This window comes from Chryseobacterium oranimense (assembly GCF_900129755.1).
GTDB lineage: Bacteria > Bacteroidota > Bacteroidia > Flavobacteriales > Weeksellaceae > Chryseobacterium > Chryseobacterium oranimense.
Map to the genome: position 1 here is coordinate 139190 of NZ_FQWT01000001.1, position 24312 is coordinate 163501.

A 24312-nucleotide genomic window follows, 5' to 3' on the forward strand; every position below is an offset into this window, starting at 1 on the left:
TTAAATAAAATAAATTTTGAAGAAAACAATTAAAAGGACACTCAGAGTTTCCAAATATGTAATCTATAGAGAAACCCTGGTGGATTATAAAGAACATTTCTGGTCTTTTCTGGGAGCATTTGTCGGAATCGGGATTATTGCATTCATCCAGTCCCATACTTTGGCTGCCACTGAAAACATATTCCTGATCGGTTCTTTTGGAGCCTCAAGTGTTTTGATTTACGGAGCCATTCAAAGTCCCCTCGCCCAACCCAGAAACCTGATAGGCGGCCATGTTCTTTCGGCGTTGGTAGGTGTTACCGTCTATAAAATTGTCCCAGATATCATTTGGATTTCTGCGCCGTTGGCTGTAGCTTTTTCCATTGTGCTGATGCAATATACGAAAACGCTCCATCCTCCCGGCGGTGCAACGGCACTGATTGCTGTGAGTTCCACCGGAAAAATTCCGGAACTGGGATACTGGTATGTTCTTTCTCCTGTTTTGTCCGGATGTATCATTCTTTTACTGGCTGCTCTTTTCTTCAACAATATTACCCCGAACAGAAGCTATCCTTCACACACAAGGTTCAAAAGGTTATTGAAGAAAAAACATCACCATATACACAAACTGAAAAAATAAAACTATGAACTGTCTTGAATGCGGCGAAAAAATTATCGGGAGGGCAGATAAAAAATTCTGCAATGATGCCTGCCGGAATGCCTATAATAATAAGCAGAATAAGGATTCTACCAATTTAATGCGGAATATCAACAATAAACTCCGTAAAAACTACCGTATTCTTTTGGAACTAAATACTGACGGTAAAGCAAAAATTGCCAGATCAAGGATGGATGGCTTGGGTTTTGATTTCGATTATTTTACAAATCTGAAAGTTTATAAAAATGGCTCTGAATATCGTTTTATTTATGACTATGGCTATAAATTTTTAGAAGATGATTTTGTACTGATTGTAAAGAACCAGACATAATCTGAACACCACCCACAAATATTGCATTATGAAAGAAATCGTCCTTATCACCGGTGCCGGCGGAATGATCGCAAAGAAACTCTCGAAAAAGCTGGAAAAAGAATACACGGTAAGATTCCTGACCCGAAAGAAAAAGCATGACAATGATTTTGAATGGGATATTAAAAATGGAATAATAGATGAATCTGCCCTGGACAATGTCTCCCACATCATTCACCTGGCAGGAGCCAACATTTCGGAAAAGCGCTGGACTAAGGAAAGAAAGCGGGAACTTATTTCCAGCCGCGTAGATTCCGCGGGACTTCTTTTAAAAACCGTAAAAAAGAAAAAAGTAAAGCTTAAATCTTTTATTTCTGCATCAGGAATCAATTACTACGGAACGGTAACTACTGAAAAAATTTATTCTGAAAATGATCCTCCGGGTAATGATTTTCTGAGTGAAGTGGTGGTTTTATGGGAAAGAGCTGCAGATGATTTCAAGGAACAGAACCTGGCTGAAAGAGTGGTTAAAATACGGACCGCCGTTGTTCTTTCAAGAGAAGACGGTGCATTAAAAAAGATGGTTCCTACAATACAATACGGGATTGGATCTCCTTTGGGAAGCGGAAAACAATATATGCCATGGATCCATATTGAAGATATCTGTTCGATTTATGAAGCTTCTTTGAAAGACCCTGCAATTGACGGAGCCTATAATGCCGTTTGCCCTCAGCATACCACGAATGAAAATTTAACCAGAAAAATCGCTGAAGTTCTTCATAAACCCCTTTTTATGCCCCATGTTCCTGCATTTGTTTTAAAATTGATATTCGGAGAATTGGCAGATGCTTTACTGGAAGGCTCAAGGGCATCTTCACAAAAGATTCAGGAAACTGGATTCAAATTTAAATTTTCGGATCTGAAAATGGCTTTGGAGGATCTCTTGAAAGAAAAAAATTAGTACCATGAAATTCAACTCAGTTATATCTTGATACTTTCTAATGCTTTATTCAGCAGAAATGTGAGTGTCTGTAATTCAGCAGGATCTAAAGCTTCTGAAACCTGATCAGCAACTGTTTTCCGGAAGTTTTCCGAATTATTGATCAAAAATTTTCCTTTTTCTGTAGCGGAAAGATTAAAAATTCTTCTGTCGGAAATACTTTGCTTTTGCACTATAAGATCATTCTTAATTAAAAACTTAATCTGCTTGGATACTGCCGCCTGACTGACATTGAATGCTTTGGAAATCTGCTTCCCGGTAACTTCTTCTTTCCGGTATATGTATTCTATAATATTGTAATGGGTTGCAGTAACCCCACTGATATTGCCTTTATTCATATTGGCAAGTATAAAACACTGCCAATCTGTAAAGACATTAAAAAAAATCATCATTCTGTTGTTTCATAAAAAATACTTAACTTAGTTAACTATTAACAAAGTTAATGAAATTATTATGAAAGAAATTATTATTACCCACGCCCGACAGAATAATTTGAAAAATATTTCATTACGCATTCCAAAGAATAAAATAACAGTTTTCACAGGAGTTTCCGGATCCGGGAAATCATCTTTGGTATTTGAAACCATTGGAGCCGAAGCCCAGCGGCAGATCAACGAGACCCAGAATAGTTTTATAAGAAACCGTCTGCAGCATTTCGGGGTTCCCAATGTTGATAAAATAGAGAATCTGAACGTTCCTTTCATCATCAACCAGAAAAGATTAGGCGGAAATGCACGTTCCACAGTAGGAACAGCCACAGACATTTATGCTTCCCTCCGGTTGCTTTTTTCCAGGATTGGAGAACCGTTTGTGGGTTATTCCAATGTATTCTCATTTAACAATCCGCAGGGAATGTGCCGCGAATGTGAAGGGCTGGGCTACGTGCAAACCGTAAACACAGAAACCCTTTTTGATAAAAATAAATCGCTGAATGAAGGCGCTATAAAATTTCCGACATTTCAGCCCGGCGGCTGGCGGCTCACCCGGTACATTCATTCAGGATATTTCGATAATGACAAAAAACTTAAAGATTTTACTCAGCAAGAATGGGAATTATTACTGCATGCAGAAGAGCACACTCCGAAAAATCCTGATAAACAATGGGGGAAAACCGTAAAATATAAAGGCGTTATCCCAAGAATTGAAAACTCATTTCTGAAAAAAGATTCGAAAGAGAATATCACCAGAAAAGATACTTTAAAGAAAGTCATTATTACCAAAGAATGTCCTGTCTGCAAAGGACAACGGCTCAATTCAAAGATATTGTCGTGTAAAATAAACGGCAGAAACATTGCAGACTGTACCGCTTTATCCATCGATGATCTGTTACATTTCATCCGGGAAATACCATCTGAAACGTATACTTCCGTTATACTGGAACTTGAAAAAAAGCTTCAGAACCTTCTTGATGTAGGCTTACAGTATCTGAGCCTAGACAGACAAACAGACACCCTTTCAGGAGGAGAATCCCAAAGGATAAAAATGGTAAAGCAGTTAGGGAACAGCCTTTTAGACCTGTTGTATATCTTTGATGAACCTAGTATCGGCCTTCACCCTAAAGATATTGACCATATCGTGGACATTATCAGAAAAATAAGAGATAAAGGAAATACAGTCCTGATTGTGGAGCATGATCCGGACCTGATTAAAATAGCAGACCTGATCATCGATATGGGACCCGGCTCAGGAAAAAACGGAGGCGAAATTATGTACCAAGGAAGCTTTAAGAATTTAAAAAATGCTAACAGCAAAACAGGCAGCTACTTCAAAAAAGAAAGAAGTTATAATATAAATCCAAGATCGGCAAAAGGCTTTCTTGAAATAACAAACGGTAATCTTCACAATTTAAAGAACGTCAATGTCAAAATACCCACCGGAATCATGACTGTGGTAACCGGTGTAGCCGGTTCAGGGAAAAGTACGCTGATCAATAAAGTTTTACCTTTGTTTTATCCTCAGGTCACCGTAGTGGATCAGTCTGTTTTCACAGCGAGCAGCCGCTCAAACCTATTGACTTACCTTAACCTGTCAAACACGGTTAGAAAGCTTTTTTCAACCACCAATAATGTCTCTGAAAAACTTTTTAGCAGAAACGGACAAGGCGCATGTCCCAATTGCAAAGGATTAGGCGTTGAAAAGATAGATCTTGCGTTTATGGATGATATTGAACAGCCTTGCGAAGTATGCAATGGATCAGGATTCAAGCCGCAGGTTCTGAAATACGAATATCAGGAAAAAAACATTGCTGATATTATGAATATGACTGTTCTGGAAGCCCTGCACTTTTTCCCAAAAACCTGCTTTGAGCATGAATTCAGCCTGCTGATCAAATTGGGGCTGGATTATCTCACGCTCGGACAAAGGCTGGACAGCTTCTCAGGCGGTGAAAGGCAGCGCTTAAAGCTAACCAGAGAACTGAATCATACCAATAAAATCATCATCCTGGACGAACCCAGTACAGGGCTCCACCCCATCGATAATGAGAAGCTCCTTTCTTTCTTCCAGGAATTGGTTAATAAAGGAAATACCCTGATTATTATTGAACATAACCTGGATATCATTGCCCAGGCCGACTGGATTATTGATATAGGCCCAGGAGCTGGAAAACTTGGCGGAAAGATCGTTTTCGAAGGAACCGTAGAAAAATTATTATCTTCCAACGATTCCGCAACTTCCATCTATCTAAAGAAACATCTGAAAGGCAAATAAATTATTTTAATTAAGAATCACCTGTTTATTTTATAATGATTCCCTTATTTTAAAGGATTATAAAGGCATGTTGAAAAAGAAATATTAATTTAGCATTTCCATCAGGACACCATTCCAATATAACACAGAAATATCTAATGCAGAATCCTAACATCAACATTCTTAAAACAGAAATTTTATCAGATAACTGGTATACTTTAAAAAAAGTAACCTACACCATTGAAAAAAAGGACGGAAATAAAGAAACCCAAAGCAGGGAAGCCTACGACAGAGGAAACGGGGCGGTTATCCTTCTTTATAATAAGATTTCCGGCACCGTAATTTTAACCCGGCAGTTCAGACTCCCAACCTTCATCAACGGAAATACTACAGGTATGCTTATTGAAGCCTGCGCCGGCCTTCTGGATAATGACAACCCGGAAGAATGCATCAAAAGAGAAACAGAAGAAGAAACCGGTTATAAAATTTCGAAAGTGGAAAAAGTGTTTGAAGCCTATATGTCACCCGGCTCTGTAACGGAAATCCTGCATTTTTTCATAGCTGAATATTCTCATGAAATGAAGATCACAGATGGAGGCGGACTTGAAGAAGAAGGTGAAAATATTGAAGTCTTGGAGCTGCCATTTGAAGATGCTCTTGCTATGATAGACAAGGGCGAGATCATGGATGCCAAGACCATTATGCTGCTGCAGTATCTGTGCATTAAAAACATTGTTTAGAAACCAGATGAGAAAATTAGTTCCGGCCTTGGTTATACTTACTCTTGCCAGCTGTAAAGAAGAGCCACAAAAAGAGAAACAAACACCCGTCAGTCATAAAATTGCTGAAGCTCCCAAACCTGAGATGGTAAGAGATGCCGTATATTCTGAATTCAAACCCGAAAGCATTACCGGCTTAAAAATAAAAGGATTTGATGTTGAAAAAGCTTTTTCTGTCGGGGTAAATACGATTGTAACTGGAAACTATTCATTTATTGATGGGCTTTACCGGATACTGAAAAAGATTGGGGAAACAGGCTTCTAATGCTCAATAACCAAAACGAAATCATGTACACCTCCAAAGGATCCGGGGAAACCTATCTTTATGAACCGCACTTTTATAAGAACAGTCAGAACGGCAATGTCATCATTGTCTGTCAGCAGGCTTTTGAATATTTCTTTGGTGGTGAGGCTTTTTTATTGGAAAAACGAAAAATAAAGTATCTTGGAAATTTAGATATTGAACCTAATGATGAGAGAAAAAAATTAACCGATATCTTAAAAATTCAGGAATCAAACAAAGAGATTACCTTTACTTTTGATGCAGATTCATTAGTCTTAAAACCCGGAAGTGAAGATATTGTGATCAGGAACAATAATGCAAAATATATCTATGATCAGCATTCCCTAACACTCCATCAATAGAATGGCCGTTAAAACCCTCAGAATATGGGCTGTTGCAGCTATTTTGATTTTCAGTATGCTGATGCTGAAAACCATTTCCCAATATACCGGTTTTGATAAAAATGTTGGCTTCCTGCAGTTCAAGCAAAAAGTAGTCAGCAATCCATACTGGATGGCATTCTTTTACATTCATATCTTTTCAATTACCCTTTGTCTTTTAGCAGGACTCACTCAGTTTTCAAACCGTTTTTTAGCGGAAAACAGAGTGCTTCACCGCGTGATAGGAAAAATATATGTTTACAATATCCTGATCATTAATGTTCCGGCCTGTTTTGTCCTCGGATTATTTTCAAACGGCGGGATGATTGGGATTACAGGCTTTCTGCTTCAGGATATTCTCTGGGCCTGTTTTACAGTTGCTGCTTTTTCTTTCATTAAAAAAGGGAATGTTCCTGCCCATAAAAAATACATGATCCTGAGCTATGCAGTGACTACTACAGCTATTACCTTCAGAATTATAAAGAATCTGATCTATCAGGAAAACCTGTACGATTATGAGTTATTTTACGGATTAAATGTATGGGCTTCCCTCATTATTAACCTGTCTGCGGCATACCTGATTATCAGGAAAGCAAAGAGGATTAGCGCTCAAAGCTGACATTGGTAATGAAAATAAAAAATGCAATAAATAGCAACAGGGCAAAAGAGGCAATGAAGATCAGCCCGTTCCATATTGTTTTATATTGGGATTTAGCCGTCCATCGGTTAAAAAAGCGCATGATAACATAAGCCAAACCGCCGAATATTGCTAAAATAAAGATCATAAACATGGATTCCATAGAAATTAATTTTTATCAAAACTAGTATTTTAAAATTAAAAAACAATACCCGCTGGAATACTGTTTTTCTTTCTATAAAAATTCGCTTATTGAGTTTGAAAAAAACGATTGGTTCTTATTTCAGACAGCTGAACGGATGTAGAAGGAATTCCGAACTTTATCAGCCTGTCGATGATATTTTCAAGATGAGTACTGTCCTTCAGTACACATTCGGCAATAAGGCAATATTCGCCTGTGATCCTTTTGCAGCTGATGATCTCGGGAAACTGTTTCAGATGGTCGATAAATACCCTGAACTCGTCATTTTTGAATTTCAGATGAATAATAACTTTCAGGCTGTACCCAAGAAGGCCGTAATCAACATCTGCTGTAAAGCTTTTGATCACTCCGGTATCGGTAAGGTTCTGTACTCTTTCTTTTGTGGCAGACTGAGACAGGGAAATTTTTCGCCCTATTTCGGCATAACTTAATCTGGAATTCTCAATCAGTAAATCTAAAATTTTATGATCAAATTCATCTAAAACTATTTTCATTGCATTTTTAAATTAAATCAGTGGAATTCTTCAAAATTATAAAATTAAACCATTAAATCCACTTTAAAATGCTATGAATTAAATAGAAATTTGACATAAAAAAAATATGACAACAATTGAATTTTCAAACCACGGAAATACACCATTTGAAAAACTGATCGGGCACAACCCGGAGATCCTGGCAAAATGGAATAATCTTGAAGAAGTTTTCTTTAAAAATACAACATTGGATCCCAATCTGCTCGAGCAGGTACGAAGAACCCTAGCCTTTGGGAACGGCTGTGAGTACTGTATGGTAAAAGGCGGAAAAGCCGATTTCAGTCAGACAGAGCTTAAAATATCCGTAGCCGTGAGCTTTGCCGAGCTCTTCTGCAAAGACCATCGTTCCATACTCAAAGATCATTTCAGTATGCTGAGGGAATTCTTTTCTGAAAAAGAAATTTCAGAGCTGTGCACGTTTGTCAGCTTTATCAGTGCTTCCCAGAAATTAGGGAAGATATTTAACCTGACAGAGGATTATCAGCCAAATGCAGTGATAAAAATGGAACATCTGCCTTAAAAATTCAAAAACATGATTTTTTAATCTGAAATAGCATCTGAAAACAGGTACTATTTTTGTTTCTATATACTCACTCCATGAATATTCTTCACCTCAGCCATCACGAAAGTACTGTGTGCACCTCCGATGGAATCCAATGATCCCAGCTTATTGAATACAAAATCCTGATAGTGTTTCATATCCCTTACCTGAACTTTAAGGAGAAAATCGAAATCTCCTGAAATATTGTAGCATTCCGCCACTTCATCAATCTGTAAAATATCCTCTACAAACTGATTTCCTACCGCACGGTCATGCATTTTAAGTTTGATCTGGCAAAAAACAGTAAAGCCCCGGTTCAGTTTTTCAGCTTCCAGAACTGCTGCATAATGTTTGATATATCCATCCTGCTCAAGCCTTTTCATCCGTTCAAAAACAGGCGAAGGTGAAAGATTAACCTCTTTTGCAAGCTCTTTTACTGTTAATTTCGCATTTTTTTGAAGGATTCTGAGCAGCTGAATATCCTTTTCGTCAAGCCTTTCCACAGGATAATATTCTTTTTAGGGATTATATTTTCAAAAATACAGAATAATTCACTTAACAATATGGATCAAACAGAATTATTTTCTTAATTTTTCATAATAAGCCAACCAAATCACTTTAATAGCTAAATTTACTCCAGATTTGTTCTTTAACATCCTTCATCAAACAGAATAGGTTTTACCTAACGTAAATTAATAGGGAATCGTGTGAAAATCACGAGCTGTCGCGCAACTGTAAGTAATACCCCAAAGGTTTTATCCGAGAATATCCACTGCCAAAGCGGGAAGGATGATAAAACCGTTACAAGCCAGGAGACCTGCCTATTCTGAATGGACAATGCTTTCGCGGTCTGAAGCTTCAGGTCATACAGATGATACTTTTTTGAACGTTCTTCGCTTTAACGGGAAGATTACGTCCTTTTTGTATCCGTTTATTCCCTGAAAATTCTTCCCGGCAGCATTGAGAAGCATTGTAAAAGAACTTTTAAAAATCATTATTGTTTAATTTAAAAGTTAGAACATGCAAACGCACATTCTTGGAAGCCCGCGTATTGGCCGCCACAGAGAACTCAAAAAAGCCTGCGAGCAATATTGGTCAGGCAAAGCATCATTAAATGAACTCCTGGAAACCGGAAAAACCATCTGCAGACAAAACTGGAAGATGCAGCAGGAAGCAGGAATTGACCTGATCCCCTGCAATGATTTTTCTTATTACGACCAGGTCTTGGATATGACCTTAACCGTTGGAGCCATTCCTGAGCGTTACAAGGAAATCACAGCGAGAACCTCCAATTCTGAACTTGATCTTTATTTTGCGATGGCCAGAGGCTACCAGCAGGACGGTCTGGATATTACCGCGATGGAAATGACAAAATGGTTCGATACCAATTACCATTATATTGTCCCTGAATTCCAAAAGAATCAGCAGTTCAGGTTATTTTCAAAAAAGATCATCAGTGAATTTATCCATGCAAAACAAGCCGGAATAAATGCCAAACCTGTCATCATAGGACCTCTCACCTATCTTCTTCTGGGAAAAGAGAAAGAAGAAGGTTTTGATAAGCTGGACCTTATAGAAAATCTCCTTCCCGTATACATTGAAATTCTAAAAGAACTGGAAAAGCATGGAGCAAATTGGATTCAGTTTGATGAACCCTTCTTAGGCCTTGATCTGACTGAAAAAGCAAAGGAAATTTACCAATCCGTTTATGCTGAAATCAGAAAACAGTTCCCGGATCTTAAATTCATTCTCACAACTTATTTTGAAGGTTTAAAAGACAACCTTTCCCTGGCTGCATCACTTCCTGCGGATGTCCTTCATATTGATCTGGTACGCTGCCCTGAACAGCTGGAACAAGTATTGCAAACCATTCCTCAGACATTAAGCCTGTCTTTAGGTATTGTGGACGGAAGAAACATCTGGAAAAATGATTTTGAAAAATCTTTAGCGTTTATTCAAACAGCTGTCAGTACCATCGGCTCAGACAGGGTTTTCATTGCCCCTTCATGTTCCCTTCTTCACGCTCCTTTCGATCTTGACCTGGAGACTGACGAAAAAACGCTATCTCCTGAAATCAAGCAATGGATGGCTTTTGCCAAGCAGAAAGTATACGAGATTGTAGCCTTAAAGAAACTGGCATCAGGAAATGCAGATTACCAGGCCTTACAACAATATGCAGAAAATAAAAAAGCCGTTGATACCCGAAAAGTTTCACCACTGATCCATAACCAGGAAGTAAAAGACCGTGTAGAGGTAATTACTGAAGATGATGCAAGGAGAAACAGCCCGTTCAGCGTCAGAAAAGAAGAACAGCAGAAAGTTTTACAGCTTCCTTTATTTCCCACCACAACAATTGGTTCCTTCCCCCAGACCAAAGAAGTAAGAACCTGGAGATCAAAATTCAAAAAAGGAGACCTGACCGCAGAGCAATATGATACCCTACTTAAAAAAGAAACGGAAAGAACCATCCGCTGGCAGGAAGAAACCGGAATTGATGTACTGGTTCACGGAGAATTTGAGCGTAACGATTTGGTGGAATATTTCGGAGAACAGCTTTCAGTTTTTGCCTTTACGCAAAACGGATGGGTCCAGAGTTATGGAAGCCGCTGTGTAAAACCTCCGGTAATCTATGGTGACGTTCACCGTCCACACCCGATGACGGTTTACTGGTCGCAGTACGCTCAGTCTCTGACCCAGAAATGGGTAAAAGGAATGCTTACAGGTCCGGTTACGATTCTGCAATGGTCTTTTGTCCGTGACGATCAGCCCCGTTCTTTAACCTGTAAACAGATTGCACTGGCAATTCGCGATGAGGTAAATGACCTCGAAAAAGCAGGCATCAGAATTATACAGATTGATGAGCCGGCCATCAGGGAGGGACTTCCGCTCAGAAGATCCGGATGGCAGGAGTACCTGAAATGGGCTGTGGAAGCTTTCAGAATTTCGGCAAGCGGTGTGGAAGATGCCACACAGATTCATACTCATATGTGTTATTCCGAGTTCAATGATATTATCCAGAATATAGCAGACATGGATGCCGATGTCATCACCATAGAATGCTCCAGAAGCCAGATGGAACTGCTGCAGGCCTTTGCCGATTTCAAATATCCGAATGATATCGGACCGGGAGTTTACGATATCCACTCCCCGAGAGTTCCTTCAAAAGAAGAAATGCTTGAACTGCTGAAGAAAGCACAAGCTGTAATCCCTGCACAGCAGCTTTGGGTGAATCCTGACTGCGGATTGAAAACCAGGCATTGGGATGAAACGGAGAAGGCGCTGATTGCAATGGTGGAGGCTTCAAAAGAAGCCGCTGCGGCTCATATAATGCAGGAAAATCTGAAGAATTACTGGCTGTAAAATTTAACATTTATAATCCCGACGTAAGTTGGGATTTTTTATCCAAAGTTTAACTTTAACATAAATTTCCACAATATAACTACTCTAATTTTTATTCTAACATTAACCTTAAAATGAAACATAAGAAGTTTATAATATATTTCGTAAATTAGTATCAACAAGTAAAACAGCTACTTACTAAAATGAAGACAATTGTAAAATATTCATCTTTTAAAGAACTGAAATCTGATGAACATAATTCATTGGATAAAAGAACTGTGGACGAAAAGCATAAAAAATTCGAGAAATTCATTAAATCCATACAAAAATCTCCGTCTAAAAGCAATTAACCTAATGGAAGATGATTTTAAATTAAGCCTCCTGTCCGTGTGTAAGATTTTTGAAAACCACTCTATAGAATATATGATTATAGGTGGAACGGCTGTTGCCTATTATGGTTACTATAGAGCGTCTACCAATATGGACGGCACAATTTCCGGAAAACCTGATATTGATGTATGGTATAATCCTACTTATGAGAACTATTTCAAGCTAATTAATGCCATTGAAAATCTTGGAAAAGATGTTACCAAGTATAGAACAGAGAGAAGCCCCAATCCAAAAAAATCTTTTTTTAAATTGGAACTGCCTGATTTTACTTTAGATCTTCTTCCGGAAACCCGTTCCGCAATAACTTACTCAAAAGCAAGTCTCAAAAAAGAAATTATACAATTGGATGGTATAAATATTAACTTTATCAGTCTGGATGACCTTATAGAAGATAAAAAATCAAGCGGAAGAAAAAAAGATATTGAAGATATTAATGAACTTAAAAGCTTAAATGAATCTGATTAAAAGGAATTTGTTTCTAATATCTTTCCATGACATCAAATAAATTAATACTGAATAACTTACGATTTTCTCAATTAAAAACCTTAATTTTGCACCCCGAAATAAGGATTCTACAGTTATGAAAAAATTAGGCGAATACAGAAAGCTTCTTGAAGTTGATAAAACCGTTACTTTAAAGGAATTGAAAACAATTTACAGGAATACGATGAAAGATACGCATCCTGATAAATTTATCAATGACGAAGCCGGAAAGCTGGAAGCAGAGGAAAAAAGCAAGTCCATCATTGAAGCCTATCATTTTCTGGTGAGCATCAATCCTGAAACACAGGAAAAATATAAGGAAGAATATACGGAAACAATTACAAAATCCAACATCCAGGATTTTTACCTTGAGAAGGCAGTTTTAAAAGTTCAGCATCTGAACGGAAACATGTATGAATACCTTGGAGTTCCAAGAAATACATATATTAAAATGGTCAATTCCGATTCTCCAAGCCGTTTTGCAAGAAGACACATTTACGGAAGTTTTATCTACAGAAAGGCTGGCGAAGCTATGGCAGATTAGTTTTTCGAAATAAAATAAGTAAAGGCTTTCAGGTATTCTGAAAGCCTTTTTTGATTAAAATAATTTTCCAGCAAACTAAAAAGTACATCAGAAACCTGACGTACTTATCCGAAACCTTGAAAAGATACTTTTTTATAAGGTGACCACTATTTTACCCACTACTCTTTTTGTTTCCATTTCCAGATGAGCTTTGCCCATTTCCTCAAACGAGAAAACCTTATGGATATGGGGAATTAAAGATTTATTCTCCAACAAGTCTGCAATTGCCCTGATCGTTTCCTTTTTGGAAGCTACCATCATGAACTCAAGATGTATATTCTGTTTGGCTGCTTTATCCTGTACATCCTGAGGAATTTCAGGCGAAGGCAATGTTACAATGATTCCGCCAGGCCGCACTGCATCAATTGATTTCAGCAATGTTTCTCCCTGGATGGTATCTAATACAATATCAATGTCTCTAACCTTATCCAAGCTGTCTTTTTGGGTATAATCAATATGTTCATCCGCACCTATTGAAAGGACAAAATCCTTATTAGTGAGAGAAGAAGTCCCTATGACATAAGCTCCGAAATATTTGGCGATTTGTACAGCAAAATGACCAACTCCTCCTGACGCAGCATGAATCAGAACCCTGTCATTCTTTTTGATTTTAGCGACATCCACCAAGGCCTGATACGCTGTCACCGCTGCCAGAGTAGCCGCTGCAGCCTGCTGGAATGTCTGATTTTCAGGAATCAAAGCCAGATGACTTTCAGGAGCAGCCACATATTCTGAATAGGCTTTTCCATTTCCGAAAAAGTTGATCATTCCGAAAACCCTGTCCCCGGTTTTAAAATCACTTACTCCGTCTCCGGTTTCACTTACCTCTCCTGCAATATCCCATCCTAAGATCACAGGCCTTACATCACCATATATCCAACTGAGGACACCGTCATACGCTCTGGCATTTACATCAACCGGGTTGATCCCTATTGCGTTTACTTTCACTAATACTTCATTACTTTTTATTTGGGGCTTTTCTGTATCAGTCAACTGAAGCTTGTCAACACCTCCGGATTCATTTAAAATAATCGTTTTCATTATATTTTTACTTTAAGGTTGAAACAAAAGTAAAATTAATGGTATATTACAGTCAAGTATGCACTTTTTTGTACTCTACAGACTAAAAGTATACTATTACTGATTATCAAACCATTAATTTTAAGGTAATTATGAAAAAATATTTAACTGACGAACCATCCTGCCCGGTTGACTATGCATTCCGGAGAATTGGAGGTAAGTATAAAGGAAGAATCTTATGGTATCTGCACGTAAAGACGATCATGCGTTACGGTGAGTTACGGAAAACACTCTCCGATATTACCCCGAAAATGCTTACCCAGACCTTACGCGAACTGGAAGACGATAATCTTGTCATCAGAAAAGTATATCATGAAGTTCCGCCAAAGGTAGAATATTCTTTAACAGAAGTAGGCCAGCAGCTTATTCCCTTCATTGACTATTTACGGATATGGGGCAATGAGCAAATAGAAAAACAGAAAGCTAAACAAACAGTTTAACAGTATTAAAAGGTAATTATTCTAAAAATTAAAAAGCGCCACAGAAATCTGAGGCGCTTTTAGGTTAATTAAGGTTGTTATATTAATCTATGTGCTTAGGAGTATATCCGTCGTCACTTAGTTCTTTATGTACATAATCTGCCTTCATTTCAGCTTCATAGTCTACTTTTTCATGTTTACCCATTCTGCGTAGAATAGAATCGAACAGAGAGTACACTACCGGCACGATAATCAAGGTAAGGAATAGAGATGATGTCAAACCACCGATAACTACCCATGCAAGACCTTTGTTCATCTCCGCTCCTGCTCCGGTTGCCAATGCGATCGGTAACATACCGAAGATCATCGCAATAGTGGTCATCAGGATCGGACGAAGACGTGCGTGGTTGGCCTGAACCAAAGCATCATGTGTATTGGCACCTGCCGCTTTTCTGGCATTGGTAAAGTCTACGATCAGGATCGCGTTTTTCGCAACAAGACCAATCAACATGATCATCCCCAGCATCGTAAAGATGTTCAGTGAGTTGGCTGTTAAGGCAAGGATGACCATTACCCCGATCATTGCCAACGGAATCGAGAACAATACCACGAACGGATATACGAAACTGTCATACAGTGAAACCATTACCAGGTAAACCAATACAATAGCCGCCAATAAAGCAATTCCTAATGTACCGAAACCTTCCTGCTGGTTTTCCATATCTCCACTCCAGATGTAATCTACTCCTACAGGTTTGTTTTTGCTGTCCATGAACTGGTTGGCCCATTCATTGGCAACGTCACCCACAGGTCTACCTACTGCCTTAGCTCTTACTTTTACAGAAGGAGATTTATCTCTACGTTCAAGCAAACTCGGTCCTGAACCCATTTTCACTTCAGCAAACTGGCTCAAACGAACCTGCTGTCCCTGAGGATTAGTGAACATCAGGTTTTTAACATCATCAATAGACTGTCTGTTTGCATCACCAAAACGGATATTAATATCATATTCATATTCTCCTGCTCTGAATTTTCCGTCTGTATTTCCGTTAAATGCAGTCTGCATTGTCTGTCCTACACTTGAAAGATTCAATCCTAAAGAAGCCATTTTATCTCTGTCGATATTTACCTGAACTTCCGGATTACCGGTATCTGTTGATAATTCAGCATCTACTGCACCCGGAACTTTTTTCAGCAATTCTAAGATTCTTGTTGCTTCTTTTACTGCTGTCGCGTTATCCGGAGCTGTCACTACCATCTCGATCGGAGCATTTTCCGCACCCATGATACCGATTGGAGCTGTTTTAAACTCAACTCCTGTGAATTTCTCTTCTAACGCCCTTTTTACTTTTGCCGCTTTGATGTTGGTACTTTCAGAACGTTCAGATTTATCCGTTAAATTTACCTGAACCTCAGATTGGTAAGTTGTAGCCTGAGCTCCACCAAAACCGGTAGACTGCTGACCAACCGTTGTGATCAGATCCACCACATCTTTATCGTTTCTTAAAAACTTCTCAACATCTAATGTCAGCTGGTTAGTTTTTTCAACAGTTGCATCTTTTGATAATTCCATCTGAACCAGGAACTGTCCACGGTCAATCGGAGGGAAGAATTCACCACCAATGAAACCGAATGCCACCAGCATGAATGAAGAGATCAAAACAATGAATGTAATCACCACCGTTGATATTCTTCTTAAAGTGGTTTTCAGACACCATTCAAGGATTCCTGTAATCCAGTGAGTAAACTTATCAATCAGCCCTTCAAACCAAAGGATAAATTTCTGGAACCAGTTTTTACCTGTCAAATGCTCAAGCTTACCAAATCTTGATGATAACCACGGAATAATGGTAAATGAGGCCAACAATGATAACATCGTCGCAATAACTACTGTGACGCAGAACTGGGCAAGGATATTGGCCACAAGACCTGAACTCATCGCAATCGGTAAGAATACCACTACAATTACCAAGGTAATCGCTGCAACGGTAAACCCGATCTCCGAAGCTCCGTCATAAGCCGCCCTGATCTTACTTTTACCCATCTCCATGTGACGGTAGATGTTTTCCAGTACAACGATCGCGTCATCCACAAGGATACCTACCACGAGCGACAGACCAAGTAAACTCATCAGGTTTAAGGTATACCCCATTAAATTCATTCCGATGAACGTTGCCACCAATGATGCCGGGATAGAAACCATTACGATGAATGCATTTCTGATACTGTGAAGGAATAATAACATCACAATTGCCACCAGGATAATCGCTAAAAATAAGTCGAAAATAACGTGGTTGGCAGATTCAAGGGTAAAGTCTGTAGTATCATTCACCACTTTTACTTTTACTCCCTGTACTTTATAAGCTGCTTCTACTGTTGCAATAGTCTTCTGAACACTTTCGGATACAGCAACCGCGTTGGCATCCGACTGTTTCTTAACCTGCATCAAAATCGTAGGAAACTGGTTGAATCTTGCTACTTTTTCAGCATCTTTCTGAGAGTCGAAAACTGTTGCAATATCTGATAAACGCACCTGAGCTCCATTTTTATTGGAAACTACAAGATTGTTCATTTCCTGAATAGACTTATATTTTCCTGATAATCTGATGGTAGATTTTGTTGTTCTTGTTTTTAAACTACCAGTAGGGAAATCAAGGTTTGAGGAAAGAATGGCCTGCTGTACGTCTGCAATGGAAAGCCCGTAACCCTGCAGCTTTTTCTCATCCAGATTCACCTGGATTTCTCTTTCCTGCCCCCCTACAAGATCTACCTGTGCCACACCGTTTACACGGGAGAAAATAGGTTCGATCTTTTTATCGAGAAGGTCATAAAGGTCTTTACTGTTCAGCTTATCAGATGAAATACTCATCGTGATAATCGGTAAATCGTCCAAAGAGAATTTGTTCAGGGATGGTGCATCCACATCATCCGGAAGGTCTGCCAGGATTGCATTTACCTTTCTCTGGGCATCGTTCAGAGCATAATCCACATCCGCACCGTCGTTCAGCTGAACCATGATTACGGATAAACTTTCATATGAAGAAGATTCTACTTTTTTTACGTTTTCCAGGGAACCAACGGCATCCTCAATTTTCCGGGTAACGGAGGTTTCCACCTCAGCAGGTGAAGCTCCGGGATACACCGTGGAAATGGTTACCATGTTGGTTTCAAACTTAGGGATCAATTCGTACCCCATCATGGTGTAACTCAAGATCCCGCCCAAAGTAAGTATCGTAAATAATACGATAACCAGCGAGGGTCTTTTAATCGATATTTCTGCTAACTTCATACCCTTTCTACTTTATAATATTCACTTTAGACCCGTTGTCTAAGTTGATCTGTCCGCTCGTTACTACCTGCTCGCCTCCATTCAGTCCGCTTAGTACCTGAACTTTGTCTCCGTAAACTTTTCCAACCGTTACTTTGATTAGCTTGGCAACACCGTTCTGAACAACAAATAACTGACCTGAGCTTACTCCATTTACGAATGCTTCTGCAGGAACAGTCAGCATATTCTGCGTTTCAGCTCCGTTGTTTGTTTTAAAGGTAGCAGTAGCATACATCCCCGCTTTCAGGTTTCCTCTGTTCTGAACTTCAATTTCAACAGGGAAATTCAAAGAAGCGTCACTTTTCGGTGCAATGAATGTAATTCTACCTACGAAAGAATCCTCCGGTAAAACGTTTACTTTAATCGGAACTTCCTGACCTAACTGGATTTTTCCAATCTGGCTTTCGTCTACTAAAACGGAAAGTTTTAAACTGTTGATATTCACGATTTCAAACATTGAACTTCCTACTGAAACAACTGTTCCCGGTTCTACCATTTTTTTGTTGATGGTTCCGCTAATCCCTGCACGGATGCTGGTATCGTTTACTCTTACCCCCTGAGCTCTTACAGCTGCCTGTGCATTTTTCAACTGCAATCTTGAGTTGTCTACCTGCTGCTTTGTAACCCCTCCGGTTTTAAAGGCATTTTCGTAACGCTGATTATCAACAATTGCATTTTGCAGATTATTCTGAGCCTGCGTAATATCAACTTCGATAGCATCTCTTTTAATGGTTGCCAAAGTTTGACCCGCAGAAACTCTTGATCCTTCTTTTACAAGAACATTTACGATACGTCCTGAAATTTCAGAAGATTGGTTCATTTCCTGCTTTGGAATGAAAGTTCCGTTCGCCGAGTAATCGGTATCGATATTTTCTCTTGTAACCGTTACAACGTTCACATTGATCTTATCTACCTGCTTGGCAACTTCTTTTACTTCCTGGGTCTGTTTTTCTTTATTCCCTGCAATCTTGTAGGCTGCCAGACCTATCAGCACAGCTGCTACGATGATATATATTAAAGTTTTTTTCATTTTAGTTTATTATAAGTTTTGTAGTGTGTTCAGTTCTCCTTTAGCTTTAATTAATTTGATCTCAGCCTGCTTGTAATCCAGTAATGCGTTGGAATAGTTCTGTTTTGCCTGTGTTAAAGCATTTTCAGAATCCAATACTTCCGTAAGGGTTGCCAAACCATACTGATAGTTGGCCTGAGTATTTTTCTGCACTCTTTCTGCCAGATCCACATTATCTTTCATACTCTGGATATTAATCAATGCATTTTCCATATTGGTAATGGCATTTTTATAATCCAAGCTTAAGCTTAACTGTGTATTCTGAATATCCACATCTAAATCCTGGATATCAATCTCAGCCTGGTTGATCTTAGCTTTTGTAGCCCCTCCCGTGAAAATCGGGATGTTGATATTTAAACCGATGGCTGAATAATCACTCCAAAGAACACCATTATTAAGGCCGTTGGTTAAAGGGAATTTTTTACCCATACCGGACCAGCCATAATTTGCGGTAAGATTCACTGTCGGATAAAGATAAGCTTCCGTAGCTTTTTTGTTAAACTGCAGAAGTTCTCTGTTTTTATTTAATACTTTAAGCTCTGTACGGTCTTCAAGGTTTACGTTACTCGCAATAAGTTCCGGTCTCGGTTCTATTGTTTTTTCTTCAAGCTCGATATCTGTACTGATAGGAACTCCCATATAAAACTTTAAAGCATTTTTTGAAAGTTCAACGGAATTGATCAGCTGCTGTTTGTTTGAACCGATATTGGTAAGCTGTACATTGGTACGGTCTAAGTCGATAGCTTTCGCCAAACCATTATCTACCAGGCTTTTGATCACGTTTCTTACTTTTTCGGTATTGGCATAGCTTGCCTCTACTGTTTTAAGGTTTTCTTCCTGTACAAAAACCTGATAATAGGCTGTTGCTACATTTTCAATGATCTGTTCATTAGTCAGCTGGGCATTCAGAACGTAAAATTCTCTTGTAGATTTTGCAGCTTTAAGACCTGTGAAAACTCTCTGGTCAAATATAGCCTGCTGAAGCTGAACTACAGCACTTGAACTCCATGGCTGTCCCAGCTGGGCTCTGATTCTCTCACCTCCAAATTCAAGCAAGGATTCCTGGATAACAGGGTTATAAGTTAATCCGGCAGTGGCGCTTATCTGTGGTAAGGCACCGGCTCTGGCCTCATCAATCTTGTATTCAGCTTTTTTGATCTGCAATGCGGCCTTTTTAGCTTCTGCTTTATTCTGCAGTGCCTGCTTGATGGCTTCCTGTAAAGAAACCTGCTGCTGGGCAGAGACCGATGAAAAGCCGAAAATCATAAATGCTGCAGCTATCCCAATTTTTAGCTTTTTAGCAGTTATACGTTTTCTTTTCATAATTGTATACTTCGTTTATTTTTTAATGTAGTTTTTCTTTTCAATGCTTTTACTTCTAATTGACGTATCGTTTTCCAAAATACTTTAACATTTTTTTAATTTTTGAAAAGCATATTGATAATGATGTCTTTTCTTTCAGAAATAATTTTATCATATTCCTCATCACTGATCATCAGATTTTCCATAAATAAAGGTCTTACAGCACTCGGAAAAACCAGTAAAGAAACCATATTCATGATAAACTGAACTGGAGCCATTTTTTCTATATTCCCTAATTCCATTTCTTTTTCGATGTCTTTATAAAGGGTTTCCAGTACATCTTCTTCTATGTCTTTCTGATGACAATTTCCTTTATTGATCTGTGAAACGATGTAAGTTTCGAGATACGGATACTGAAGACTGGTGGAAAGACTGCCCTCTATAAACTTGCTTATCTTCACTTTGAAAGGCAGATCTGCATTCTGGATAATCTTGGATTTTTCCTGTTCCACCCGCTGAGCTTCATCAAAAATGATCTGAATCAGGTTATCTCTTGAGCGGAAATAGTAATTAATCAGTGTTCTGTTTACTCCCGCTTCATCCGCAATCTCCTGGGTAGTAGCATCAAACTTCCCTTTCACAAAGAATAAATTCTTCGCTGTCTCTTTGATCAATTCCTGTGTTTGGTCTTTTTTTGCTTGATTTGACATTATTGTTAAACAATTTTGTGCAAATGTAAATCAAATTTTATTTTTGACAAAATTGTTAAACAAAATAATTAAACGAAATTGTTATGATATGCATCATGTTTTGGAATTTAAATTTTGAACAGAAAATTAGTTAATAAAGACTTCGGCGGCCCTTTTGGGCCGCCGAAGTCTTTATTACTACGCTAAAATCATAAAAAAGGCTATCTTAACGACAGCCTGTATTTTCTTACAATAATCTTATTTTATCTTCTGAAATATCGACGATCTTGTCTTTATAAAGTCCGCCGAGTGCTTTTTTGAAATTCTTTTTACTCATCTGAAGCTCGTCTTTGATTTCCTCAGGAGAAGATTTGTCTGAAAGATAAAGCAGTCCATAGTTCTCTTCCAGCTTATTCAGAATCTTCTGTTTGAATTCATCTATATTTTCAAATCCTTCCGGCTGTAAAGAAACATCAATTTTACCATCTTCACGGATCGCTTTGATGTAACCGCTTTCTTCTGATAAAGGATAGAGTTTTTTGAATACATCCGAAGCATACACAAGTCCGATATACTTTTTATTGATCACTACATTCCAGCCCAGCTCACTTTCATTCATCATAAGCAGGTCTACTTTATCTCCTTTTTGGAAAGGAAGGTCCTGATATTGTGGATTTCTTTTGAATTTTGTGGTTCCGGTAATCAGATCAAGGTCTTCATCTACATAAAGATAAACCAGGTATCTTTTCCCTTCAATAATTTTGGATTTCTGTTGTTTGTAAGGAATAAAAAGGTCTTTAATAATTCCCCAGTCCATAAAGGCTCCGCTTGGAAGACTCTGTACACAGCTCATTACAGCATACTCGCCTACTTCTGCCAATGGAATTTCAGTGGTTGCTTTTAATTTACCGTCATCCTGATAGACAAAGACTTCAATTTCTTCATCAATTTCTTTTTCATCATTGGTGAAAACTTTAGGCAAAAAAGCTTTTTCGCCTGATTCATCCGTCAAGATCCATCCTGAATTGTTTTTATCTGAAATTTTTAAAGTCTGGGTTTTTCCGAGTTGCATTGAATATAAATTAGCTACAAAGGTACGGAAAATTGAAGATTTTAAACTATATATCCTGTTTTACTGTTTCTACAGCTGTCCTATCAGCATTGTTAATGTTTAAAAATAGCTCCAAAAGAGAATACAAGGATGAATTTTTTTGCTCAAATAAAAAAGAGAAGCATTTTGCTTCTCTTTCATTTTTAAATATTTGAATTTTTAAATCTTTCAATAAAAAATTACATATGAATCGGTCTTTTTTCCGTAGCATCCAATGCTGCTTCTTTAATAGCTTCAGCATAGGTTGGGTGAGCGTGAGAACTTCTTGCGATGTCTTCAGCACTTGCACGGAATTCCATAGCGATTACGCCTTCTGCAATAAGGTCGGCTGCTCTTGCTCCAATGATGTGCATTCCTAAAACCTCATCCGTTTTTTCGTCAGCAATAATCTTCACAAGACCGTCAATATCACCACTGGCACGGCTTCTGCCTAATGCTCTCATCGGGAAAGAACCTACTTTGTAAGCTACTCCTTCTTCTTTTAGCTGCTCTTCCGTTTTACCAACTCCGGCAACTTCAGGCCATGTGTACACAACACCAGGAATAAGGTTATAGTTGATGTGAGGTTTCTGTCCTGCCAGTATTTCAGCAACCAAAACTCCTTCTTCTTCAGCTTTGTGAGCAAGCATTGCCCCTTTGATAACGTCACCGATTGCATAGATATTAGCTACGTTAGTTTGCAGGTGGTCGTTTACTTTCACTCTTCCTCTTTCGTCAAGTTCCACTCCTGCTTTTTCAAGAGCAAGACCTTCTGTATAAGGTCTTCTTCCTACTGAAACCAAACAGTAATCTCCTTCTACAACTACTTCTTCTCCTTTTTTATCTTTAGCGGTGATTTTTACAGTATCTCCGTTTCTTTCCACTGCTGAAACAGCTGTAGAAAGCATAAACTTCATTCCCTGCTTCTTAAGAACTTTAGTCAATTCCTTGCTTAAAGCTCCATCCATTCCCGGAATAATCTTATCCATGAATTCAACAACAGTTACCTGAGCTCCCAATCTTAAGTATACAGAACCTAATTCAAGACCGATTACTCCTCCACCGATTACTACCAGGTGCTTAGGAATTTCTTTAAGGTTTAATGCTTCTGTAGAAGTAATCACTCTTTCTTTATCCAGGGTAATGAAAGGTAAAGAAGACGGCTTGGAACCGGTTGCGATAATGGTATATTTGGATTCGATAGTTTCTGAAGAACCATCATTTTTTGTCACTTTGATCTGAGTGGCAGATTCGAAGCTTCCCAATCCTTCAAAAACAGTGATCTTGTTTTTGCTCATCAGGTAGTTAATCCCGTCTGTATTCTGTTTTACCACTTCGTTCTTACGCTCGATCATTCTTGCAATATCAGCCTGCGGCTCATTGATAATGATTCCGTGGCCTGCAAAGTTATGCTTCGCGTTCTCGAAATGCTCAGAGCTGTCTAAAAGCGCTTTTGACGGAATACATCCAACGTTAAGACAAGTTCCGCCTAAAGTTGGATATTTTTCAATAATTGCTGTTTTGAAACCTAATTGTGCCGCACGGATAGCAGCTACATAACCTCCAGGACCGGAACCTATTACGGTAACATCGAATTGACTCATGTTATTGTATGAATTTGTTTATTATTATCTTTCTTAATTCTCACAAATTTACATATAAATTACCAAGCACCAAAGTGAGTTTTATCAATTTTAAGATTGGAAATTCAGATGGCTGATCTGTGAAACTGCTATTTTAATAATTTTATGTTTTCTTCCTTTCCTTCTTTCAGGTAGATCGCTGTAAAAACAAGCGGCTTTTCTGCTGATGCATTATCAAAGTGAAGGATCTTTGCATTTTTGGGTTCATAGAAAGCGTCTCCTTCATGAAGAATTGTTTTTTGCTGCCCCTCTATCTGAAAAACAGCTTCCCCGGATTTTATGACACCCACTACCGGACACGGGTGCAGATGCTTTGGAACTTCCAATCCCGGTGCCAGCGTTACTTCCTGAATTTCGGTAGTCTTCACTTTCTGATTAATGGCAGCTTTCAACAACTCCTTTCTGGAGATCTGATTTTGCTGAGCGATCACTGTGACAGAATTCAGCATCAGAATAACAATTATAAATGGCTTCATTGATTTGGTATTTAATGTTAATGCTTATCTTTTTTAGGTCAGCATGAAAAATATTACACATTCAATTTTCCCTGTCCGAAAGTTCCTGTACTTTCAAAAAAAGAGCCTCCATAAACATACCATTCAAGGCTTTCCAGATATTCCACTGCATTTTCCGGGGTGATCTGCGAACGGTCTTTTTTCGAAACAATTCCTTTGTACCATCTTCCTGATTTAGGAAAATGCTCAAATTCAACAAAATAATGAATCCATATTCTCTGGCACAGCTTACACTGCTGAATCGTTACTTCTCCATATCTGCCGTTCGTATGATCCGTACCTAATTCCGAGCTTCTGTATTCTGTATAATTGAAATCAGGCTTTTCGCAAGCGCATCCTATTTTAGGGATTTTCTTCATTGATTGTTATTGATTTTACCAGGTTCAAATCTA

27 protein-coding genes and 1 riboswitch are annotated in these 24312 nt (G+C 38.5%); of the genes, 14 read left to right on the forward strand and 13 right to left on the reverse strand.

Features of this window, described 5'->3' with window-relative positions; genetic code table 11:
- Window positions 1-16: 16 nt before the first annotated feature.
- Genes BUB03_RS00705 through BUB03_RS00715 form a run of 3 tightly spaced genes read left to right on the forward strand, consistent with a single transcriptional unit; the run spans window position 17 to window position 1908 of the window.
- Window positions 17-619 (forward strand): HPP family protein, encoded by a 603-nt coding sequence (locus tag BUB03_RS00705; RefSeq protein ID WP_040994730.1) that lies wholly within the window; start codon window positions 17-19, stop codon window positions 617-619.
- 4 nt (window positions 620-623) lie between these two features.
- Entirely contained in the window at window positions 624-968 is a 345-nt protein-coding gene (locus tag BUB03_RS00710; RefSeq protein ID WP_073059543.1) for a hypothetical protein, read from the forward strand.
- A 28-nt stretch (window positions 969-996) separates the two neighbouring features.
- The gene (locus tag BUB03_RS00715) at window positions 997-1908 is read left to right on the forward strand and encodes a TIGR01777 family oxidoreductase (RefSeq protein ID WP_073059545.1); all 912 of its coding nucleotides are present in this window, start codon (window positions 997-999) and stop codon (window positions 1906-1908) included.
- A gap of 20 nt (window positions 1909-1928) precedes the next feature.
- On the opposite strand, the gene BUB03_RS00720 is transcribed toward BUB03_RS00715, so the two are convergent.
- Entirely contained in the window at window positions 1929-2339 is a 411-nt protein-coding gene (locus BUB03_RS00720; protein ID WP_073059547.1) for a MarR family winged helix-turn-helix transcriptional regulator, read from the reverse strand.
- Between the two features lie 61 nt (window positions 2340-2400).
- Here BUB03_RS00720 and BUB03_RS00725 point away from each other — a divergent pair, with 61 nt between their 5' ends.
- From BUB03_RS00725 to BUB03_RS00745, 5 genes are all read left to right on the forward strand, one after another.
- On the forward strand, window positions 2401-4656 hold the full coding sequence (locus BUB03_RS00725) for an ATP-binding cassette domain-containing protein (protein ID WP_073059548.1): 2256 nt from the start codon (window positions 2401-2403) through the stop codon (window positions 4654-4656).
- A gap of 137 nt (window positions 4657-4793) precedes the next feature.
- Window positions 4794-5375 (forward strand): GDP-mannose pyrophosphatase NudK, encoded by a 582-nt coding sequence (nudK, locus tag BUB03_RS00730; protein ID WP_073059550.1) that lies wholly within the window; start codon window positions 4794-4796, stop codon window positions 5373-5375.
- A 7-nt stretch (window positions 5376-5382) separates the two neighbouring features.
- On the forward strand, window positions 5383-5679 hold the full coding sequence (locus BUB03_RS00735) for a hypothetical protein (protein WP_073059552.1): 297 nt from the start codon (window positions 5383-5385) through the stop codon (window positions 5677-5679).
- Window positions 5679-6059 carry a hypothetical protein gene (locus BUB03_RS00740; protein ID WP_073059553.1) on the forward strand — a complete coding sequence of 127 codons (381 nt, stop codon included), beginning with the start codon at window positions 5679-5681 and terminating at the stop codon, window positions 6057-6059. The genes BUB03_RS00735 and BUB03_RS00740 overlap by 1 nt, the downstream gene beginning before the upstream one ends.
- A 1-nt stretch (window position 6060) precedes the next feature.
- Window positions 6061-6696 carry a DUF2306 domain-containing protein gene (locus tag BUB03_RS00745; RefSeq protein WP_073059555.1) on the forward strand — a complete coding sequence of 212 codons (636 nt, stop codon included), beginning with the start codon at window positions 6061-6063 and terminating at the stop codon, window positions 6694-6696.
- Here the strand turns inward: BUB03_RS00745 and BUB03_RS00750 are convergent.
- Complete coding sequence (locus BUB03_RS00750) at window positions 6680-6877, reverse strand: hypothetical protein (protein ID WP_073059556.1); 198 nt, start codon at window positions 6875-6877, stop codon at window positions 6680-6682. The genes BUB03_RS00745 and BUB03_RS00750 overlap by 17 nt on opposite strands.
- An 86-nt stretch (window positions 6878-6963) precedes the next feature.
- Window positions 6964-7410 carry an Lrp/AsnC family transcriptional regulator gene (locus BUB03_RS00755; protein ID WP_040994717.1) on the reverse strand — a complete coding sequence of 149 codons (447 nt, stop codon included), beginning with the start codon at window positions 7408-7410 and terminating at the stop codon, window positions 6964-6966.
- A gap of 106 nt (window positions 7411-7516) precedes the next feature.
- Between BUB03_RS00755 and BUB03_RS00760 the strand changes: the two genes are divergently transcribed.
- Window positions 7517-7969 (forward strand): carboxymuconolactone decarboxylase family protein, encoded by a 453-nt coding sequence (locus BUB03_RS00760; RefSeq protein ID WP_073059558.1) that lies wholly within the window; start codon window positions 7517-7519, stop codon window positions 7967-7969.
- Window positions 7970-8031: 62 nt separating this feature from the next.
- On the opposite strand, the gene BUB03_RS00765 is transcribed toward BUB03_RS00760, so the two are convergent.
- Window positions 8032-8493: an Lrp/AsnC family transcriptional regulator gene (locus BUB03_RS00765; protein WP_073059560.1), complete on the reverse strand. Its 462-nt coding sequence runs from the start codon at window positions 8491-8493 to the stop codon at window positions 8032-8034.
- Between the two features lie 153 nt (window positions 8494-8646).
- Window positions 8647-8829: riboswitch (cobalamin riboswitch) on the forward strand.
- Between the two features lie 181 nt (window positions 8830-9010).
- Here BUB03_RS00765 and metE point away from each other — a divergent pair.
- From metE to BUB03_RS00780, 4 genes are all read left to right on the forward strand, one after another.
- The gene (gene metE, locus BUB03_RS00770) at window positions 9011-11350 is read left to right on the forward strand and encodes a 5-methyltetrahydropteroyltriglutamate--homocysteine S-methyltransferase (protein ID WP_073059562.1); all 2340 of its coding nucleotides are present in this window, start codon (window positions 9011-9013) and stop codon (window positions 11348-11350) included.
- A gap of 182 nt (window positions 11351-11532) precedes the next feature.
- Window positions 11533-11679 carry a hypothetical protein gene (locus BUB03_RS21730; RefSeq protein ID WP_175547470.1) on the forward strand — a complete coding sequence of 49 codons (147 nt, stop codon included), beginning with the start codon at window positions 11533-11535 and terminating at the stop codon, window positions 11677-11679.
- 4 nt (window positions 11680-11683) lie between these two features.
- Entirely contained in the window at window positions 11684-12184 is a 501-nt protein-coding gene (locus BUB03_RS00775; RefSeq protein WP_073059563.1) for a hypothetical protein, read from the forward strand.
- A gap of 115 nt (window positions 12185-12299) precedes the next feature.
- Window positions 12300-12746: a KTSC domain-containing protein gene (locus BUB03_RS00780; protein ID WP_073059565.1), complete on the forward strand. Its 447-nt coding sequence runs from the start codon at window positions 12300-12302 to the stop codon at window positions 12744-12746.
- A 132-nt stretch (window positions 12747-12878) separates the two neighbouring features.
- Here BUB03_RS00780 and BUB03_RS00785 read toward each other — a convergent pair whose 3' ends face one another.
- Window positions 12879-13826 carry an NADP-dependent oxidoreductase gene (locus BUB03_RS00785; protein WP_073059566.1) on the reverse strand — a complete coding sequence of 316 codons (948 nt, stop codon included), beginning with the start codon at window positions 13824-13826 and terminating at the stop codon, window positions 12879-12881.
- A gap of 131 nt (window positions 13827-13957) precedes the next feature.
- Here BUB03_RS00785 and BUB03_RS00790 point away from each other — a divergent pair, with 131 nt between their 5' ends.
- On the forward strand, window positions 13958-14305 hold the full coding sequence (locus BUB03_RS00790; protein WP_040994701.1) for a winged helix-turn-helix transcriptional regulator: 348 nt from the start codon (window positions 13958-13960) through the stop codon (window positions 14303-14305).
- Between the two features lie 82 nt (window positions 14306-14387).
- Here BUB03_RS00790 and BUB03_RS00795 read toward each other — a convergent pair whose 3' ends face one another.
- The 8 genes from BUB03_RS00795 to BUB03_RS00830 form a co-directional block, all read right to left on the reverse strand.
- Window positions 14388-17573 (reverse strand): efflux RND transporter permease subunit, encoded by a 3186-nt coding sequence (locus tag BUB03_RS00795; protein WP_073059568.1) that lies wholly within the window; start codon window positions 17571-17573, stop codon window positions 14388-14390.
- Between the two features lie 7 nt (window positions 17574-17580).
- On the reverse strand, window positions 17581-18642 hold the full coding sequence (locus tag BUB03_RS00800; protein ID WP_040994697.1) for an efflux RND transporter periplasmic adaptor subunit: 1062 nt from the start codon (window positions 18640-18642) through the stop codon (window positions 17581-17583).
- 9 nt (window positions 18643-18651) lie between these two features.
- Window positions 18652-20004 carry a TolC family protein gene (locus tag BUB03_RS00805; protein ID WP_073059570.1) on the reverse strand — a complete coding sequence of 451 codons (1353 nt, stop codon included), beginning with the start codon at window positions 20002-20004 and terminating at the stop codon, window positions 18652-18654.
- A gap of 95 nt (window positions 20005-20099) precedes the next feature.
- A complete protein-coding gene (locus BUB03_RS00810) occupies window positions 20100-20693 on the reverse strand; it encodes a TetR/AcrR family transcriptional regulator (protein WP_040994696.1) in 594 nt (197 codons plus the stop codon).
- A 226-nt stretch (window positions 20694-20919) separates the two neighbouring features.
- Entirely contained in the window at window positions 20920-21744 is an 825-nt protein-coding gene (locus BUB03_RS00815; protein WP_073059572.1) for a CvfB family protein, read from the reverse strand.
- A 218-nt stretch (window positions 21745-21962) separates the two neighbouring features.
- Window positions 21963-23366: a dihydrolipoyl dehydrogenase gene (gene lpdA, locus BUB03_RS00820; protein ID WP_073059574.1), complete on the reverse strand. Its 1404-nt coding sequence runs from the start codon at window positions 23364-23366 to the stop codon at window positions 21963-21965.
- Window positions 23367-23494: 128 nt separating this feature from the next.
- The gene (locus BUB03_RS00825) at window positions 23495-23881 is read right to left on the reverse strand and encodes a cupin domain-containing protein (RefSeq protein WP_073059576.1); all 387 of its coding nucleotides are present in this window, start codon (window positions 23879-23881) and stop codon (window positions 23495-23497) included.
- Window positions 23882-23934: 53 nt separating this feature from the next.
- Window positions 23935-24279 (reverse strand): hypothetical protein, encoded by a 345-nt coding sequence (locus BUB03_RS00830; RefSeq protein ID WP_073059577.1) that lies wholly within the window; start codon window positions 24277-24279, stop codon window positions 23935-23937.
- Window positions 24280-24312: the final 33 nt, after the last annotated feature.